Annotated in this window: 19 protein-coding genes; 6 read left to right on the forward strand and 13 right to left on the reverse strand. The window is 66.8% G+C overall.

The window, feature by feature from the left end; translation table 11 throughout:
* Positions 1 to 2: 2 nt before the first annotated feature.
* From HZA32_16585 to HZA32_16605, 5 genes are all read left to right on the forward strand, one after another.
* Entirely contained in the window at positions 3 to 953 is a 951-nt protein-coding gene (locus HZA32_16585) for a substrate-binding domain-containing protein (GenBank protein ID MBI5425695.1), read from the forward strand.
* 22 nt (positions 954 to 975) lie between these two features.
* On the forward strand, positions 976 to 2,523 hold the full coding sequence (locus HZA32_16590) for a sugar ABC transporter ATP-binding protein (protein ID MBI5425696.1): 1,548 nt from the start codon (positions 976 to 978) through the stop codon (positions 2,521 to 2,523).
* A gap of 10 nt (positions 2,524 to 2,533) precedes the next feature.
* The gene (locus HZA32_16595) at positions 2,534 to 3,619 is read left to right on the forward strand and encodes a Gfo/Idh/MocA family oxidoreductase (GenBank protein MBI5425697.1); all 1,086 of its coding nucleotides are present in this window, start codon (positions 2,534 to 2,536) and stop codon (positions 3,617 to 3,619) included.
* 38 nt (positions 3,620 to 3,657) lie between these two features.
* Entirely contained in the window at positions 3,658 to 5,007 is a 1,350-nt protein-coding gene (locus HZA32_16600; protein MBI5425698.1) for an MFS transporter, read from the forward strand.
* A gap of 84 nt (positions 5,008 to 5,091) precedes the next feature.
* On the forward strand, positions 5,092 to 5,544 hold the full coding sequence (locus HZA32_16605; protein ID MBI5425699.1) for a lasso peptide biosynthesis B2 protein: 453 nt from the start codon (positions 5,092 to 5,094) through the stop codon (positions 5,542 to 5,544).
* Positions 5,545 to 5,556: 12 nt separating this feature from the next.
* On the opposite strand, the gene HZA32_16610 is transcribed toward HZA32_16605, so the two are convergent.
* The 8 genes from HZA32_16610 to HZA32_16645 form a co-directional block, all read right to left on the reverse strand.
* On the reverse strand, positions 5,557 to 6,669 hold the full coding sequence (locus HZA32_16610) for a hypothetical protein (protein ID MBI5425700.1): 1,113 nt from the start codon (positions 6,667 to 6,669) through the stop codon (positions 5,557 to 5,559).
* 20 nt (positions 6,670 to 6,689) lie between these two features.
* Positions 6,690 to 6,968, reverse strand: a complete 279-nt coding sequence (locus HZA32_16615) for a PqqD family protein (GenBank protein MBI5425701.1) — start codon at positions 6,966 to 6,968, stop codon at positions 6,690 to 6,692.
* A gap of 4 nt (positions 6,969 to 6,972) precedes the next feature.
* Complete coding sequence (locus HZA32_16620) at positions 6,973 to 7,263, reverse strand: PqqD family protein (GenBank protein MBI5425702.1); 291 nt, start codon at positions 7,261 to 7,263, stop codon at positions 6,973 to 6,975.
* An 82-nt stretch (positions 7,264 to 7,345) separates the two neighbouring features.
* A complete protein-coding gene (locus HZA32_16625; GenBank protein MBI5425703.1) occupies positions 7,346 to 8,467 on the reverse strand; it encodes a hypothetical protein in 1,122 nt (373 codons plus the stop codon).
* A 51-nt stretch (positions 8,468 to 8,518) separates the two neighbouring features.
* Complete coding sequence (locus HZA32_16630) at positions 8,519 to 9,325, reverse strand: hypothetical protein (GenBank protein ID MBI5425704.1); 807 nt, start codon at positions 9,323 to 9,325, stop codon at positions 8,519 to 8,521.
* Entirely contained in the window at positions 9,322 to 9,891 is a 570-nt protein-coding gene (locus tag HZA32_16635; GenBank protein ID MBI5425705.1) for a hypothetical protein, read from the reverse strand. Before HZA32_16635 ends, HZA32_16630 begins: the two co-directional genes overlap by 4 nt.
* Before the next feature lie 10 nt (positions 9,892 to 9,901).
* On the reverse strand, positions 9,902 to 10,720 hold the full coding sequence (locus tag HZA32_16640; GenBank protein MBI5425706.1) for a hypothetical protein: 819 nt from the start codon (positions 10,718 to 10,720) through the stop codon (positions 9,902 to 9,904).
* The gene (locus HZA32_16645; GenBank protein MBI5425707.1) at positions 10,704 to 11,231 is read right to left on the reverse strand and encodes a hypothetical protein; all 528 of its coding nucleotides are present in this window, start codon (positions 11,229 to 11,231) and stop codon (positions 10,704 to 10,706) included. The genes HZA32_16640 and HZA32_16645 overlap by 17 nt, the downstream gene beginning before the upstream one ends.
* 236 nt (positions 11,232 to 11,467) lie before the next feature.
* On the opposite strand from HZA32_16645, the gene HZA32_16650 reads away from it, so the two are divergent.
* Complete coding sequence (locus HZA32_16650; protein MBI5425708.1) at positions 11,468 to 12,295, forward strand: hypothetical protein; 828 nt, start codon at positions 11,468 to 11,470, stop codon at positions 12,293 to 12,295.
* A gap of 252 nt (positions 12,296 to 12,547) precedes the next feature.
* Here the strand turns inward: HZA32_16650 and HZA32_16655 are convergent, their stop codons facing one another.
* The 5 genes from HZA32_16655 to HZA32_16675 are packed head-to-tail and all read right to left on the reverse strand — an operon-like array spanning position 12,548 to position 17,913.
* Positions 12,548 to 14,506, reverse strand: a complete 1,959-nt coding sequence (locus HZA32_16655) for a hypothetical protein (protein MBI5425709.1) — start codon at positions 14,504 to 14,506, stop codon at positions 12,548 to 12,550.
* A gap of 54 nt (positions 14,507 to 14,560) precedes the next feature.
* A complete protein-coding gene (locus HZA32_16660) occupies positions 14,561 to 15,589 on the reverse strand; it encodes a hypothetical protein (GenBank protein MBI5425710.1) in 1,029 nt (342 codons plus the stop codon).
* Positions 15,590 to 15,606: 17 nt separating this feature from the next.
* Positions 15,607 to 16,173, reverse strand: coding sequence for a hypothetical protein (locus HZA32_16665; GenBank protein ID MBI5425711.1), 567 nt, complete (start codon positions 16,171 to 16,173; stop codon positions 15,607 to 15,609).
* Positions 16,157 to 17,005 carry a sulfotransferase domain-containing protein gene (locus tag HZA32_16670; GenBank protein ID MBI5425712.1) on the reverse strand — a complete coding sequence of 283 codons (849 nt, stop codon included), beginning with the start codon at positions 17,003 to 17,005 and terminating at the stop codon, positions 16,157 to 16,159. The genes HZA32_16665 and HZA32_16670 overlap by 17 nt, the downstream gene beginning before the upstream one ends.
* Positions 17,002 to 17,913, reverse strand: a complete 912-nt coding sequence (locus HZA32_16675; GenBank protein MBI5425713.1) for a hypothetical protein — start codon at positions 17,911 to 17,913, stop codon at positions 17,002 to 17,004. The genes HZA32_16670 and HZA32_16675 overlap by 4 nt, the downstream gene beginning before the upstream one ends.
* Positions 17,914 to 17,921: the final 8 nt, after the last annotated feature.

Consider the following 17,921-nt stretch of genomic DNA (forward strand, 5'->3'; position numbering starts at 1 on the left):
CCATGAAGCTACCCTCCACGTTCCTGTTCGCCTCATTGCTCGCCGTCGCCGCGAGCGCTGCCCCGCGCACCATCACCCTCGGCCTCGTCGCCAAATCGCAGGGCAACCCTGTCTTCCAAGCCGCCCGCGTCGGCGCGGAGGACGCCGCCGTTGATCTCGGCAAAAAGCTCGGCCTGACCATCAAAATCGACTGGCGCACGCCCAACGAAGAGGACGCCCAGAAGCAGGCCGAAGCCATCGAGCAGCTCGTCCTCGCTGGCGCCGAAGGCATCGCGGTTTCCTGCTCCGACGCCAACAAGCTCACCGACGCCATCAACTCCGCCGTGAGCAACGGCGTGCCGATCGTCACCTTCGACTCCGACGCGCCGAACTCGAAGCGCTTCGCCACCTACGGCGTCGACGACCTCGATTGCGGCAAACAGACGATGGAGGAACTCGCGCGCGTTCTCGGCGGCAAGGGCATCGTCGCCGTCCTCGCCGGCAACCAGAACGCCCCGAACCTCCAGCGCCGCGTCGCCGGCGTCCGCGAAGCCGCAAAGAAGTATCCGGGCATCACGATCCGCGACGTCTATTACCACAAGGAAACCCCGCAGGACGCCGCCGCCAAGGTCGAGCAGGTCATGCAAGCCAACCCCGACATCACCGGCTGGGCGATGATCGGCGGCTGGGCGCTGTTCACCGAGAACGCCCTCAAGTGGCAGCCCGGCACCGTGCAATGCGTCTCGGTCGACGCGCTCCCCGCGCAGCTCAATTACATCCGCTCCGGCCACGTCCCGGTGCTCCTCGGCCAGCAATGCTACCAGTGGGGCTACCGCTCCGTCGCGCTGCTAATCGACAAGATCGTCCTCAAGAAGGACCCGCCCGCGGTGAAGGAAGTGAGCGCGCTGGTCCCGGTGTCGAAGGACAACCTCGACGACTACGCGAAGAACTGGGCGAAGTGGCTCCGGAAGTGATTTTCCGGGCAACGATCCACGGCTGACAGGTAGCGCGCCGCGCCTTCTCGCGTTACCCTTCCGCCGCTTCACCCCCGTGGCCTACCTCGAGTTCCAAGGCATCACGAAACGCTTCCCCGGCGTCCGCGCGCTTGACGGCGTCAGTCTCGCGATCGAACGCGGCACGTGCCACGCGCTCATCGGCGAGAACGGCGCCGGCAAAAGCACGCTCGGGAAGATCCTCGCCGGCGTCTACACCGCCGACGAAGGCGAAATTCACCTCGAGGGCCGCGTCATCGCTCCCGACTCGCCGCTCGCCGCGCGCGCGCTCGGCATCGCGATGGTCCACCAGGAACTCGCGTTCTGCCCGAACCTTTCCATCGCCGAAAATCTCTGCCTCGGCGACCTGCCGCGCAACCGCCTCGGCTGGGTCGACCGCGCCGCCCTCCGCGCCCGCGCGCGCACGATGCTCGAGTCGATTCACGCCGACCTCGATCCCGACCGCCTGATCGGCACACTCTCCACCGGGCAGGAGCAACTCGTGCAGATCGCCGCCGCCGTCGGCACCGGCGCGCAGATCATCGTCATGGACGAGCCGACCAGCTCGCTCTCCGCCGGCGAAACGAAGGAGCTCTTTGCCCTCGTGCGAAAGCTGAAGGCGCGCGGCCTCACGCTGATCTACGTCTCGCACCGCATGGAGGAGCTGTTCGCGCTGTGCGACAACATCTCCGTCCTCCGCGACGGCCGTCACGTCGCCACCGGACGCATCGCCGACACGACGCCGCAGCAAGTCGTCACGCAGATGATCGGCCGCGAATTGCTCGTGCAGGAGCCGAAACACCTTCACAAAGCCCGCGGTCCGCGCCGCCTCGCCGTCGAGCGGCTCGCGCATCCGTCGCGCTTTCGCGACGTCAGTTTCGAGCTCCACGCCGGCGAAATCGTCGGCCTCGCCGGGCTCGTCGGCGCCGGTCGCAGCGAAGTTGCCCAGGCGCTGCTCGGCCTCGATCCCGACGCCACCGGCCGCCTGCGCATAGGCGAAAACGAAATCGAAGTCGGTTCGATCGATGCCTCGCTCCGCGCCGGGCTCGGACTGCTGCCCGAAGACCGCAAGCGCCAGGGCCTCGTGCTCGGCCTGAATTGCCGCGAGAACAACTCGCTCGCTTCCCTGCCCGCCCTCAGCCGCGCCGGCTGGATGCGCGCCAGCGAGGAACGCAGCGTCGCCCAGCGTTTCGCGAAACGGCTCAATCTGAAGGCGCCGTCGATCGAGACCGGCGTCGGCACGCTCAGCGGCGGCAACCAGCAGAAGGTCGCGCTCGCGAAGTGGCTCACGCGCGATTGCTCCGTGTTGATCGTCGACGAGCCGACGCGCGGCATCGACGTGGGCGCCAAGGCCGAGATTTACCAGCTGCTCGACGCGCTCGCGAGCGAGGGCAAAGCGATCCTGATGATCTCCTCGGAACTGCCGGAACTGATCGGCCTCTGCGGACGTATCCTCGTGATGCGCGGCGGCCAGCTCGTCGGCGAAGTGCCGCGCGCGGAGTTCAGCGAGGCGCGGCTGATGCAGCTCATGGCCGGCGTCGCCGCCGCCTGATTCTTCTTCCATGAAAAAACTCGGACTCGGTGTTCTCGGCCTCGGTGAAGGTCGCAGCATCATTTCGGCGGGCCTGCACAGCGAACTGTGGGACGTCGTCGCGCTGTGCGATCTGAACGACGCGCTCGGCCGCGAGCGTTGCGCCGAGTTTCAGCTGCCGCTCGATAAATACACGCACGACTACGCGGCGCTGTTGGGGAATCCCGCCGTCGACGTGGTCGGCATCTACACGCCGGATCACCTGCACGCCGACCACGTCATCGCCGCGCTGCGCACCGGCAAACACGTGGTCTGCACGAAGCCGTTCCTCCACGACCTGAGTCGCGCCCCCGAAGTGCGCGCCGCGGCCGCCGCTTCCGGCAAGCGCGTGATGGTCGGCCAGAGTTCGCGCTTCTTCGCGCCGTTCACGCGCCAGCGCGAGCACTTCGAGGCGGGAAAATTCGGCCCGCTCAACTCCGTCGAAGCCTACTACAACGCGGACCACCGCTGGTTTCTCGCCAAGGGCTGGGCCAAGACCGACGCCTTCAAGTGGCTCTACGGCGGCCTGAGTCATCCGGTGGATTTCATCCGCTGGTATCTGCCGGATATCGAGGAAGTCATGGGCTACTCGCGCCTGAGCGAAAACGGCGCGAAGCTCGGGCTCGTCCACGCGGACACGTTCCACTTCATCTACAAGGCCCGCTCCGGTCCGATCGCGCGCGTCAGCGGCACCTACACGAGCCCGGTCACGCCGAACTCACGCGACAGCAACATGAGCTGCGTGCTGCGCGGCGCGCTCGGCGCCGGCCAGGCCGACTACTACGAGTTGCGCTACGCGTGGAAGACCGACACGCAGTCCGTCGTCGAAACGTTCGAGGACAAGGACGACTACTATTTCCGCTTCGGCGGCCACTCGCACCACGCCGGCGAATACCAGAACTACATCGAGTATTTCGCGCGCTCCCTCGCCGACGGCCGCAAGCCCACGCCCGACGTCGACGAAGGCATCGTCACCGTCGCGCTGATGCAGGCCATGGAGGAATCCTGCGCGAGCGGCCGGCCGGTGAAGCTGCGCGACGTGCTCGCGCGCCATGGCCTCGAAGCGCTGACGCCGTAGCAGACCGCGGCTGCTTTCCTACCCCACCCCACCACCCCTTGAGCACGACCTCCGCCTCCACGCGGTTCAGCTACGCCGCCAGCGACGTCGCCGGACAGCTGCTGTTCTGTTGGATCATGTGGTATCTGCCGTATTTCTATACGGACACCTACGGCATTCCGGCGGCGACCGTCGGCACGATCCTGCTCGTCGCGCGCTGGGTCGACGCGATCGACGCGCCGATCTGGGGAATCATCTTCGATCGCACGAACAGCCGCTGGGGCAAAAGCCGCCCGTGGTTCCTGTGGCTGTCGGGACCGTTCGCGGTGTTCGGCGTGCTGACGTTCCTCACGCCCGAACTGAGCTACGGCGCCAAGGTCGCCTACGCCGCGATCACCTACATCGTGAGCAACGTCCTCTACACCGGCATCAACACGCCCGTGACGTCGATTCTCTCCGCGCTGACGCCCGATCCGCACGAGCGCGTCACGCTGACGATGTTCCGCATGGTTGGCTCCAAGCTCGGCGTGCTCATCGTCAATCTCACGGGGCTCGAACTCGTGCGCGTGCTCGGCGGTGGCGACGATCGCCGTGGCTACATGCTGGCCGTGCCGATTTTCGCCGCGGTATCGCTGGCGCTGTTTCTCACGGCATTTCGCAATCTTCGGGAAACGGTGCCGGTCGAATCGACGCCGGTGCCGTTGCGCGGCACCTTCGGCGCGCTGCGCGGGAACTGGCCGTGGTTCATCATTTTCGCCAGCAGCTTCCTCTTCTGGATCGGCTTCATCTCGCGCGTCACGGTCGCGCCGCACTTTCTAGAATACGTGCTGCATCGTCCGGACCTGCTGAAACTCGCCAACGGCTTGGACTTCGCCTCGCTCGGCACCGCGTTGCTGTTGCCGTGGTTTTGCCGGCGCGTTTCCAAGACCACGGTGTGGGCGCTCGGGTTAGCCGGCATGATCGTCGGCCAACTCGTCGTCTACGCCGGTCTGCGCAGCGGCGCATCGATCTCGCTCGTGCTGACCGGCTGGACGATCGGTTTCGTCGCCAGCGGCGCCGCGATGGCGATGCCGTTTTCCGTCCTCTCGGACAGCGTCGACTACGGCGAATGGAAAACCGGCATCCGCGCCGCGGGACTCCTCACCGCGGTCGGTGCCGCATTCTGCCTGAAAGCGGGTGCGGGCCTCGGCGGCGCGCTCCCGATGTGGCTGCTCGACGCGGCGGGTTATGTGCCGAAAGCCGCACAAACCTCCGCCGCCCTTCACGCGATCACGTTCGGCGTCGTCTGGCTGCCCACGCTCGCCTTCGCCCTCGCGCTCGTGCCGGTGCTGTTCTACGGCCGCTTCGAACGCCTCGAACCGCAGATCGCGGCCGATCTCGCGCGTCGCCGCACCGCAGGCTCACGCTGAGGCGCGACCGCTGATCCGGCGAAAAACTTGCTGACGTGGCGCGACGTCGGACCGCACAATGACGGTCACTTCGCTCCGTCCACGATGAATTCCCTGGCCAAACTCCTCCGCCGCGACCGCCACGACTGGCTGCTCGCGTTCGAGGCGTTCGCCTTTCTGTGTGCCGCGAAGATTGTCGTGCTCCTCGTGCCGTTTCGCCGCTACGCGGCGCGACTGGGCCGCAGCGAGCACGAGACGACGCCCACGATTTCCCCGGCTGATCGCCGCGTGGCAGTCAAAATTTCGTGGGCGGTGCAGGCTGTGGCGCGGCACGTGCCGCTCGGTTTCGTCTGCCTGCCGCAGGCTCTCGCGGCGCAACGCATGCTCCGCCGCCGGCGTTTGTCGAACACGCTCTACTTCGGCGTGGCGCTGCTCGCCGAGAAGCGCGACGACATGATGGCACATGCGTGGATCCGCACCGGCGACAAGATCGTCACCGGCGAACGCGAGGCCGCCGCCCACGTCGTGGTCGCAAGGTTCGCCGACGAAGCGCGCTAAACGCCCACGCGACTACGGCGCGGCGTATTCCAGCACGCCCAAGCCTGCGAGGAACCGGCACAGCAGCACCGCATCCGCCACGTTGGCGGTCGGCAGCTGCGCGGGGGTGAACTCGCCGGTCCGCTGCATCCACGCGACGGGCTCGGCCCAATCGTGGGCCAGTTGCAACGGATGCCGACGGTAGCCGCGCATGAGTTCGGGCAGGCCGTTGACGGGCCGCGCGAACTCGGTGCCGCTCGACCAGCGCAGGCGACTCGCTTCGGTCAGCCGCTCCAATTCCTGCCTCGTGATCGCTTCGCTGGTGGGCACCGCCACGCTCAACTGGGAAAAATCGCGGTAGTAGTCCGCAGCGCACTGGGCCAGATCAACGAACGGCAGCAGCGCGCCCAACCGCTCGCGCACCTGGTCGGGAGTTGCCTGTAGGTTTGCGCCGACGATCAGTCGTTCATTGAGGGTCGGGTTGTCGACGCGCGCCTGTTGCAACGCGCGCTGAAAAACCTCGCCCCACGTCAGCGGATGGAAACCGATCGTGAAGTGCACCGACGTTTCGACGCCGCGATTGCGCACCTCGTGACGCGTGCCCTTCGGCACGAAGAGCCAGCCGCCGGTTTGCAGCGTCATCTCGCTCTTCACGCCGGCGGCGTCGTAGATATCCCAGTCTTTCTGCCCTTGGATTTGCAGGATCAGCACGTCGTGCGGATCCACGTGCACGCCGAGTCCCTGATTCCCGCCGGGCGTGATGTAGACGTTGATCTGCACCGGGAGATGGAACTCCGCCTCGAGCGTCCGCGTCAGCGCGAGCGCGATGTTCGAGAAATTCTCAAAATGACTGAACGCGACCGAAGCGCCGGCGGCGCGAATCTGCCGGAAGGCCTCCTCGCGGAACGCGCCCATGCGATCCGTGAAGGCCGCCACCGGCACCTGCTTGCCGCGGCTCAACGCCCGGAAGTGCGGGTGTCGCGTGACGGAGGTGAAGCGGCACGAGGCGTCGAGATCCCAGTCGGCCCAGAGTCCTTGGAATCGACGCGGCGCGTCGGTCGCGATGTGCGTGACGGTCGCGCGGCGCTCGAACGCCGTGCGAAATTCGTTCCACTCCGCCGGGCCAATGAGGGAAACCAGGTCCATGTGATTGGGGCGCCCCGCGCTCAGGGGCTGCGTTCGATGAGTTGACGCGCGAGCAGCTGGCGCAGGAACGCCTCGGTCGCCTCGCGACACGCCGCGTCGTCGATGGCGAACTCGCGAGTGAGAATGCGGACGAGATCCGGCACGCTGCGCGGCTCCTCCAGAAGGGCCCAGATGCGTGCGCCCACGGCGTTGACGCCGAAGTAGGCCTGCTCGCCGCGATTCACCAGCACCGCCGCGCGATCGACTTGCATGCGCTCGATCGCCCGCGCGCGCTGGAACACCGCGGTGTCCTCGAGCATGGAATCAGGTCGAGGCAACGGGATCCTTCACCGAGGCGAGTTGCGCTTCGACGAGCTTGCCGACGAAGGTCATCACGTCCGCCTGGCATTGCTCGGCCGTGACGTTGTAAGCCTTGATCAACTCCGCCACCACGGCGGCCACGGTCCGCGGCTGCTCGATCAGCGCCCAGATCGCGCTGCCGCGCTTGTCGAGGCCGAAGGTTCGGCCGGTGGTCAGACTCATCAGCACCACTTCACCGTCGATCTCGGTGGCGATGGTTTCGGGATTCCGGGAGAGCACGGTTTGGGGCGACATGATGAACGAGCGAGTAGAGATCAGGCGTTCGCTCGGTCAAGTATCAACCTGAACAACCGGAGGCTCCGAGCGGCATCCGGTGTCAGCGTTTCGCGGCAAATTGCACCACGCCGACGTGGGCAAGAAATCGGCACAGCAGGACGCTCTCCGCCTCCGGCAGCGCCAACTCGCCGGGCGTAAAGCCACTCGCCGCTCCCATCCGCCGCAGAACGTCGGCCAGCTCCGGGCGCAGCCGCAACGGCACGCTGCGGTAGGCCAGCGACAAATCGCAGCGATCGGGGCGCGCGTCGCACGTCACCGCATCGCCGCGCCAAGCCAATCGCGTGTCGCGATCGATGCTCTCCAAGCGTTCACGTGCGACCACCTCGCCGTCGGGCAGCGGCACGCCGTAGCGCTCCACCGCCATCGCCTCGGCGAGGAAGGCCGGCAACATTTCCAGGCGGCGGGCAACCTCCGCCGCGGCCGGCGCGCCGCCGAGCACCGAAAGCGGTTCACGCCACGCCGGTGAGGCCTGCCGCGCGCGCTGCACCGCAGACTCGATGCCGGCCGCCCAACTCAGCGGATGAAACCCGATCGTGAAATGCGTCGACGGCTCGTCGCCGCGATTGCGCACCTCGTGATAGACGCCCGCCGGCACGAACAACCAGCTGCCGGTCTCCAACGTGAATGTGTCCGGCGGTTCGCTCTTCAACTTCGCCGGCACCTCGGCGGCCGGCCAGCGATCGGAGCCATGGTAGACATCCCACGTTTTGCTGCCCTGCACTTGGAGGATCAGCGCGTCGCCGTGATCGGCATGCAACCCGAGTCCCTGCGCGCGCGGCGGCGTGGAGAAAAAGTGCACCCGCACATGACAATCGAACGCGCGCTCGATCTCGCGCACCAGCGCGAGAACGGTGTTCGAATAGGCCTCGACCCGCGGGAAATTCACCGTCGCGCCCGACTGCCGGAATTGTTGCACCGCCGCATGCAGCGCGGCGGCCGGCCTTCCGCGATAGGTCGGCGGCGGCACCTGTTTCCCGTGCGTCACGAGTCGGAAGGTGTCCGACTCGGGCAGCACCGTGAAGCGGCAGATCGCCTCCAGCTCCCACTCGGCCCACAGCGCGGCGAAACGCTCCGCCACGCGCTCGGGACGGGCGATCGCATAGCGCCCGCGATAGGCCGCGAGCAGTTCACTCGATCCCGTTTCCCCAATGAACGATGACAAGCGCATGACAGTTATTCGATAGGTCACCGCGAGCGGCGGCGAGGCCAGATTCTACGCGCCGCCGCCTCCGAGGATTTTCCCGTGCACGTAGATCAAGCCGGGATACGCCGCCATGAACGACCACCAAAAGCCGTGCAGGCCCATCACGACCGCCACGAGGCCGTGGAAAACCACGCCGCCGACCAGCATCGCCTCGAAATACGGCGAAGGCAGCAAGAGCGCCGCCGGCATCGCCAGCTCCCAGCCGATGATCCACCACGACGAAAGGCGCGCCAGATTGCCGCGCGCCAGCGGCAGCGCGAAAGACGGCCACAGATACGGTCCGTCGGCCGCGATTTGCCGCAGCCGCTGCCCGTCGCTCCACGCCCGCGACCGCAGCTTGTGCAAACCCGCCACGAAATAAGCCAGCACCACCTGCGCCGCCATGAACGCGAGCGCGACTCCGCGCACCCACGTGTCCACCTGCGGCAGCGCCCCGGCGCCCGCGGCCACGAGCGCAATGAGGAAGACGGTCTCGCAGTTTCCGGCCAGGATGACGAAACGGCGATTGTAGTAGAGCTGGATGGCCACCAGCGCGGCCGCCACGACGAAGGCCATCATGGACGGGTAAGGCAAAAAAAACGCCGTCGCCGCCAAGGCGGCCCGCATCGCCAGAATCCACGCGCAGCCCGGAAAATCGTCGGCCACGCGAATCAAGTTGCGCCACCAACTCGTGCGACGATCGATCCGGCCGAACAATCGTCCGGCACGCAGTTCGTGCCCGTGCGACAGAACTTCGCAGGATTGGATGCACACACCGATCGCACTCAGGCGAAGCGTGAGCGCCAGCAGCGCAACCGCATCAGACGCGTCGATCATCGCGCCGCCTCCGTTCGCTCAAGGACGACCTCTTCTGCGATCAGCGCGACCGGCGCCTCCGCTCCCGTGTCGCTCGGATACCGCAGCCGCGAACTCCTCCGCGTCAGGCGGATTTCGCGCTGCGTGCCCGGCGGCCGCGGGCACGTGTCCTCGAGGTGCCGGGCAATCAGCTTGCCGTGACGTTCCGCAATCCGTTCCGCGCCCTCGACCGCGGCATCGCGAACATAGCCCAAATCCCGCCCGAGTCGGTGCAGACGATCCGCCACGCGCCGCTCCGGTTGCCACAGGCAAGCATGCCATCTCCACGGCCGGCCTTGCATCGCTATCCGCCAAGCCGCCTCTTGCCCCGGAGCCCGATCCCGAAATTCCAACGTGAAACGCACGATCCCGCTGTCCTCGCGCCCGGTGCCAAAGACCGTCCAGTCGGCGAACCACAGTCCGTGATTGAACGCGCTCAACCACCCGCGCCCCCAACGCCGCGGCACCGCGAAAAGAATACTGCCGAGCGTCCACACCGCCGCGAGGACCACGAAACCGTATTCGACGATGAGGAGAAACGTGCGCACCGGAGGAAGCTCAGTTCGGCGCCGCGCGCCACCAAGCGGCCAGCCACTCGTGCACGAAATACATCGCGGGATAGGTCGCGCCGAACGCCCAAAGAAACATCGGCAGCCCCATCGCGACACCGATGATTGCGTGAAACAGAATCCCCGCCGCGAGGAAGGTCCAGAGACCGCTCGGCGGCAGCACGAGGCATAAGGGGAAAAACACCTCGAGCAAAATCGTGCCCCACGCCAGCAGCGCCCCGATCGGCGGGCGACTCGCCAACTTCGCCAGCGCCGGCACGCGATACGAGCTGTCCTGAAACACGGCGACCAACCGCACGCCCGTGCGCCAATTGCCCGCGAGCAGCTTGTCGACGCCCGCCGCGACGTAGCCGAACAACCCGTGAAACGCGATGAACCCGAGCGCCAAGGCGCGCAGACCGAAAGACGCACCCGGCCAGCCCGCGGCCGCGAGCGCGCCCAGGCACAACAAATTCAGGTGATCCGCATTGGTCAGGACGATCGCGAAACGCCGGTTGAAATACAGCTGCCCCACGAACAGTCCGACCAACACGCCCGCGCTGGCCGCGGTCCCGAACGGGAGAAACCAACAAGCCGCCCCCGCCAGCGCCCGCACGAGCAGAAAGAGGCGATCGGACGACCAATCCCCTTCTGAGACGGACGCCACCGACGCGCCTGCCAGCGCGCGCGCCGACTCGCGCCCCAACACGTGCCCGTCACGCAATTCCCGCCCCAGCCACGCCAGCTCCAGCGACTGCCACACGAGCCCCACGGAGCAAATGCGCGCGCTCCACGCCAGACACGCGGCAGCTTCAGCGTCCAGCGCCATGGGATCTCCCGGGAAATTCGAGCACTTTCTCCATCGTGCCGTCGCTCGCGAACCGCCGCACCACGCGAAACTCGCGCGGCGCCGTGCCGACACGCGGATGGCGGCGCTCGATCAACGCCTCCAGCACTCGCGCGCGCTCCATTCCCAGCGCGGTGAGCGGCGGGCGTTGCCCAAAACACGAGCGGATTTCGCGCCCGAGGTTTTGCACCGCCGCCGCAACGAATCGCTCCGGCAGCCAGAAAAACGCGCGCCACGCCCAACAGGAACCGCACGCGCCGAGCTGCCAATCAGGATCCGTCGCCTTCCCGACGCGGTCGCGGAAATGGACTTCGAAGATGCCGGGCCTGATCGTCGCATTGGCGGGAGAAAACAACGACCAGCGGGAGAAGAGGCGGCTCCCGTTCATCTTGTCCAGCGGCCGATTCAGACCGCGCAGCGGCAGGTTGAAGAACAGCACGCCGAGGGTCCACAGGACCAACAACGAAGCGAGAATGGTATCAAGCCAGGGCATGCCGCCGGAGGGAGAGATCGCCGAAGCTACGCCACCAGACGCCCGAGTGTCGAGGCAGCCGGTGCCGCACCGCGCGTTTTTTTAGCGCGCTGCGCCTCGGGCCGCGCCAACCTGCCCGCGACTCCATGGCCAGCGCACCCTCCGCTTCCCACCGTGCCGATCCGAGCTACCTCAGCGCCGGCTTGGAGCATTGCCCATTCCCGCGCGGCTACGTCACCGCCGGTCACCGCTCGTTCGTGCCGCTCCGCGCCCTCGCACCGGCCGCCGCGTCGTCGCTCGACGTTGTTTCGCTGTCCGGATTGGTGGCAAGGACTGAGTCTGAACCCACGCTCCCGGTGGCGGCCCTGATTTTTCACTGCAGCCGCTGCGGCTCGACGCTGCTGGCCCGCCTGCTCGCACTCGATCCGGCGAACCGGGTATTCGCCGAACCGGATGTGCTGGCGAAATTCGCGTGGCGACATCACGCCGAGCTGTCGGCGGGCAGCTTCGCGCGAGAATTGCGGGCGTTCATCCGCGCCTTCGGCTTGGGACCGCGAACGCATGAGCAACGGCTGGTGCTGAAGCTGAGCTCGCACGCGCTCGTTCATCTTCCGGCGTTCCGCGCGGCGTTTCCGGGCGTGCCTTTTTTCTACCTCTTTCGCGAACCGTCCGAAGTGGTCGCGTCGCTCACCGCCAGCGAACCCCACTTCCTCCGCGAGAAATCACGGGCGCGGCTGGCCGAAATCTGGGGTCTGAAGCCCGGCGAGGAAAGACCGCAGAACCTCGCGGCGTGGGCAGCGTGGTATATCGAACGGAACCTCTCTCTCGGGCTCGCCCACCGCTCGGAATTTGCCGCCGCAATCGACTATCGCGACCACGTCGCCCACTACCTGAAAATAGCCGGCGAATTCTCCGAACACGCCCTATCGCCTGATAATTCCGAGGTGGTGCGCACCCTCGGCAGCTATTCCAAGGACCAGCGACGCGGGTTTCATCCCGGAGCGATACACACCGTAAACACTTTTGCGTCCCGCGCCGCTACTCCCGCGAGCACACAAGCCTACCATGACCTGTGTGCGTCCTGACGGGCCCTCCCAGCCGGAATCAGCCTGATCAGGACGGGGAAATCGGGCTTCCGCTGCAGTATTGCGCCGGATTTTGCGGATTAATGGAGGTCGAGGGGAGCGGACCATTGTCGGGACCACCCTCACTGCCAAACTGGCAATATTTCGCCTGAGCCGAGCCTAAATCGAGAGCAATGAGTTGCGGAGTATCCCAAGCAGCGCGCGTGTCACCGGTGTTCATGGTTACGTTAGACGCTGAACGTCGTCCCCGGGTCAAGCTAAAGATGGGGTATTCCCTTCACGTGACGCGCTATCTTGAGCCAGAAAACTGCCGAGCAACAATCCCCGGCATAATGGCAACACCGGCGACCAGTCGGCGGGGCGCGTCTCCGTCGCCTTGACCACCCAAGCGAGATCTGCGCGCAGCAAGTCGACATCCAGCATGTCTAGGACTGCCGGGCTGGATCGCCACGCCTCGATGCGCCGCGTCAGGTCCGGCGCCAGCGCGCAGAGACTGCGGGCCATATCCGGCATCGTCGGCGATTTATCGCGCCGTCGGGCAATTTCCGGCGGCACCCAGCGCTGCGCCACCCGCCGCAACAACCGTCGACTGACCCCTCGGTAACGGTGCTGCCGCACCGGCATCGCGACCGCAAACTCCACCACGCGCCGATCCTGATAGGGACACCGGCATTCGATGCCGAAGCTCGCGGCATAGTCCCAGACACCCACCTGGTCGCTGATCACGTGCGATTGATTCAACGTGTAAATCTGCTCCGCCCTCAGCGGCCGCCGCCAGGCCCCCGCGATCCGCGGCCGCATCACGTCGCGCACGTAGTCGACCAAACCCACCTCGCGCGCCACGTGACTCGCGATCGGAATCGCGCGGTCCGACAAATCCGCGACCCGCTCGCACCAGCGACGATAGGCCCATTGATAGTAGAACGGAGTGCGCCACTCGCCGCGCTCCCGCCAAGACTCCAGCAATCGCGGCAGCGCCTGCAGGCGATTGATTCCGTTCTCCGCCGCCAGCGCCTTGGCCTCCCAATGTAGCGCCGACCAATCGCCGGCGAGCACACAAGCCAGCGCGAAATCGCGCGCCGCGTAACTCACCGCTTCGTCGCCGCCGGCCCCGTGCAGCAGCACGCGCACGCCTCGGCGTCTCGCCTCGATGAAAGTGGGAATGAACTGGCAGTGATCGATGCGCGATTCCGGCTCGTCCCGATGCCGCTTCATTTCCAGCGGAAAATCCAGCAGCCACTTCGGCTCGGACAGGAGATACGCGTGATCCACCGGATCGCGCCGCAAGTAGGCCTCGATATACGGCCGCTCGTCGCGCACCGCCCAATCGTCGCCTTCCGCCAACGCCCACGAAAAGGCGCTGATCTGGCCCGGCGCCGTGCTCTGCCGCGCCAGCGCGAGGCAGGTCGTCGCGTCGAGACCGCCGCTGAGCAACGCCCCCACGCGGCCCGTGCTGCGCACCCGCGACCGGATCGAGCGGCGGAGAATCTCCTCGAACGCATCCACGTAATCCTCATCCCGCGCCAGCGTGATCTCGCGCTCCGGGTCGAGCCGCCAGTATTTCCAGCGACGCTCCCCCTCCGCATCCACCGTGAGCGCTGAGGCCGGTTCCAGCACCTTCACCGCGCGAAAGGCGGTCTGATCGTCGAACGAAGGCAGCCCCGCCAGCGCCACCGCCATCTGCAACCGGTTCAGATCCCGCGGCACCTCCGGCCGCGTGAACAGCGCCTTGATCTCCGAGCCGAAGATGAAACGCCGGGCGTCGAGGAAATAGAACATCCGCTTCACGCCCATCGGATCGCGCGCGCAAAAAAAACGCCGCCGCCGCACATCCCAGATCGCGAACGCGAAATCGCCGACGATCCGGTCAAGGCAACCTTCCGCCCACTTACGGTAGGCCAAAGCAAGCAACTCGACGTCGCCCACCACGCGCCCCGCGGCGGGCGCGAGCTCCGGCAACAATTCGTCGCGGTTGTCGATCCGCACGTCCGCCGTGACCACACTGCCCGTCTCGGGATCGACGAACGGACACGCCTCACCCACCGCCTCGGGCGTCACCCACAGCGCCGCGTGCCCGACGCCGGTCGGACCGCCGTGCCACGCGCCGGTCGCGTCCGGTCCCCAATGCGCCAGCACGTCCACCATCCGGCGCACCGCGCCGGCATCGACAGGAGCGCCATCGCGCTGAAAAAGTCCGCAGATCGCGCTCATGTCACGGTGGCCACCGCTCCCCCGCCCGTGCGGTCCGGAACAGCGCTCGTCGGGTCAGGCCGTTCCCTTCACCGAAGCGACGACCATTTCACGCCATTTCGCTGGAAGCTGATGATAGTTCTCTCCGTAGCTCGAGCGCAGCACCGCGTCGCGTTCGACGGGATCGGGCAGAAATTCGGCCAGCGCGACCTGCAGTTCGCCGTGTGCGCCGGGCATGTTGCGCGCCCCGGCCCACAGGGCTTTCCCGCGGAGGATTTCGCGGATTCCCGCCAGCACTTCCCCCCGCGTCTCGCCGAATCGCGCCTCGACGAACGGCAGCAGTTCGTCGCGATACATCGGCGCCGGCAGCGAACGCATCAGCACCTCCAACACGCCGTAGAACGTGTGCACATTGGCGTGGCGCAGGAAACGCTCGAGCGTCGGCAGAAAATCCGCCGGCGCCGCACGACGCACCGCCAGCAACACCGCCGCCTGCCGCGGAATCTCGTTCTTGTTCAAGTTCGAACAGGTCGCCAGGCCGCAACGGTGATAACGATATTGCCGGTGCACGCGGCTGCCGTAGGTCCGCACGACCAGCGTGATCGAGGGATTGCCCATATGGGCGACCGCATGCACGTAACTGTCCGCCCCGAGGATCGAACAGACCTTGCCCGGGCCGATGAACTCGACTTCGCGCGGCACGAGCCGCCCCTGCAGCACGCCGTCCTCGATCTCCCGCTCCGAGTGGAAGAGGTAGCGCGTCTCGATCGAAAAACCATCGAGCACGACGAACGCGCCCGTGAACGCGTGACCGTGGATCGCCGTCGAACTCGGGAACCAGAACAGCGCCTCGATATAGAATTTCGGCGTCGAGTAGACGACCAGCGGCGGGTCGCCGAAGCTCGAATAGTAATTCACCTGCGGCGGCACCTTGCCTTCCTCGATCACCCACTCGGCGATCTCCGCCGCCGTCATGCGAGGCGCCGGGAGCGCCGTCAGAGCCTCGGTCGCAATGCCGGAAAAATCCTCGATCGTATCCATGCCCGCGGTGGCCGCCTCCAGCCGTTGGCCGAGCGTATTCCAGTATTCCCCGATTCGGTTCATAAAAATGAATCTCCCCTTCAGGCGCGCAGACGCAGCCCCTCGCGCTTGTCGAAACGCCACTCGGTGCACGGACCGTTTTGATCCACGTAATGCAGGAAAACCTGCACCGCCGACTCGCCCTCGAACGGCTCGCGCCAGTGCGTCATCTCGATGCCCTTGTAGAGCACGCCGTCGCCCGGCGCCAGCGAGGCGGCCTCCGGACCGTCCACCGTCTGCAGCCGCAACGGCCAGTCGGTCGCACCGGTGTAGCCGAGACACAGCGAGAAACTGATTTCGCACGACGGCCGATCCTTGTGCGGCGGCAGCACGTCGCCGCGACGGTAAACGCGAAAATAGGAATAAGTCGGGAACACTTTGCGCCCCGACCCTGCTTCGATCGTCGGCACCAGCTGCAACAGCACCCGCTCCATGCACGGATGCGCGTAGCCCGCCGGCGTGCCCGGCACCAGGCGATCCGTGATCACATTGCCTTCCTTGGCATAGTGCGTGGCGTAGGCCTGCAACATCGCCAGCTGCCCCGCCGGCAACACGCCGCGCAGGACGGTATAGCCGCGACGATCGAACACTTCAGGATGGGAGGTCATGGAGATTTTCGAGGTAACCGAATCGACGCATTGTCGACTCGTGACGTGCGATAATCGCCGCCACTTGGCGAGCCCCGAGTTTACCGCGCCACGCACCGCTGCGGCCTTCGCGAAAGAAACTCCGCGCCGCCGCGCGCTCCTGAAAACCCTTCGTCGCTTCCTGCTTTTGCAGATTCTCGAACCGCGAGTGCCCGATCGCCCGCTCGATCGCCTCCGCCGAGGCCTCGATCCCGGCCGCGCGCGCCGCGCGTCCGAACGTCTCCACCGGTCGCTCCAGCATGTCCTCGTAACGCAGCACCGTGACCGGCACCGCGGTGGCGCCCGCCCAACTCGCGACATGCGTGCTCCAGTCCGCCAACACCTGTGGCAGCAGCCACTCAGGCGGCCCCGACGCAAGCCGCGCCTCCGCGTCGTTCAGCACGGCGATCGCCCGCTCGAGATCGACGCCCCAATGGTGACTGAGCGAAACCACCACATCGAGCGGGTTGCGCACGATGTAGATCGCCGCCCGCGTCGCCTCCGCGCAAAACCGCGGCCGCCCGCCCGACGGCAACGCGAAGACCTCGTGTGTCTTGATCGGCGGCAACTCCGTCGTCGAACGCGCCAGCGCGCGCTGCACCGGCCCACGCAACGCCTCGAGTTCCTCCGCCGAGAATTCCGACGATTCCCAACCGAGCTGCCGATCGACCACCTCGCGCGCCGACAGCTGCAGCGTGCCAAGGGCGTTGATGTCCGCCTCGACCGCCCCACCCGCCCGTAAGTTCGCGAGGAAGACGCGCAACCACGTGTTGCCCGACTTCGGATAACTCGCCAGCCACGTGATTCCGCTCATGAAGCGAGGTCCTCCACCACGCGCGCGACGAGATCGCGCGGATCACCGCCGTCCGGCACCACGAGGCGCCGCACCCGCGCGGACTTAGCCAACGCGGCAGCCTGAGCCAGCACCTGCCGCTCGAGGCCCAGCCCGCGCACGAACGCCGGCCGATACACGCCATCGACCAACGCCGCGATTGCCTCCGGCCCCGCAAGACGAGCCGGCGCCCGCGCTGCGCCGCGATCGAGCACGTAGATCGCCGCCAACGGCACCGCCGACGTCGGCGCGTGCGCCGAGCAATCGAGCACGCCACGCGCCTCGCCGTTCGTCGCCGGCCACCGCTGCACGCGCGGCAAACCCGGCGCGACCATCGCGCGGCCGGCGTCGACGCGCAGCACCGTGAGATCGTCCGCCAGCACACCGAAGCCTCGCGCGTGACTCGCCGCTGCGATCTCCGATTTGCCCGCGCTCGCTCCACCAAGAAAAACCACGGCGCCCTCGCGCATTGCCACCGCGCTCGCATGCAACGGCAGCAATCCCGCCAGCAACGATCGCGCCGCCCACGGCGCCGAGAGCAGCAGCGCCACGAATTTCTCCGCGCTCGCCCCCGCGTCCGCCTCGATCGCGATCGCGTTGCCTCCGCGCACGTGAAACCGCGCCACGCCCTCGCGCCAGATGAGAAACTCGCCGGGCGCCGCCTGAAAACACGCACCCTCCATCTTCGCCTCCGCCAACTGCTCCGGCACCTTTTCCCAATGCAGTGTGACGTCGACCGGCTCCGCCATGTCGTCCACACGCGGCAATCCCGGCAGTTCGCGCCGTGACGCGATCGTCTGGCCGTAGATGCGGTAGCGCCGAACCACGCCGCCCACTGCGCTCGTTTCCGCGAGAATGGACTTGTTGGCGTCTGCGCTTGGGTGGAGCATCCGGCGTC

The sequence above is a fragment of the Opitutia bacterium genome, from assembly GCA_016217545.1.
Taxonomy (GTDB): Bacteria; Verrucomicrobiota; Verrucomicrobiia; order Opitutales; family Opitutaceae; genus Didemnitutus.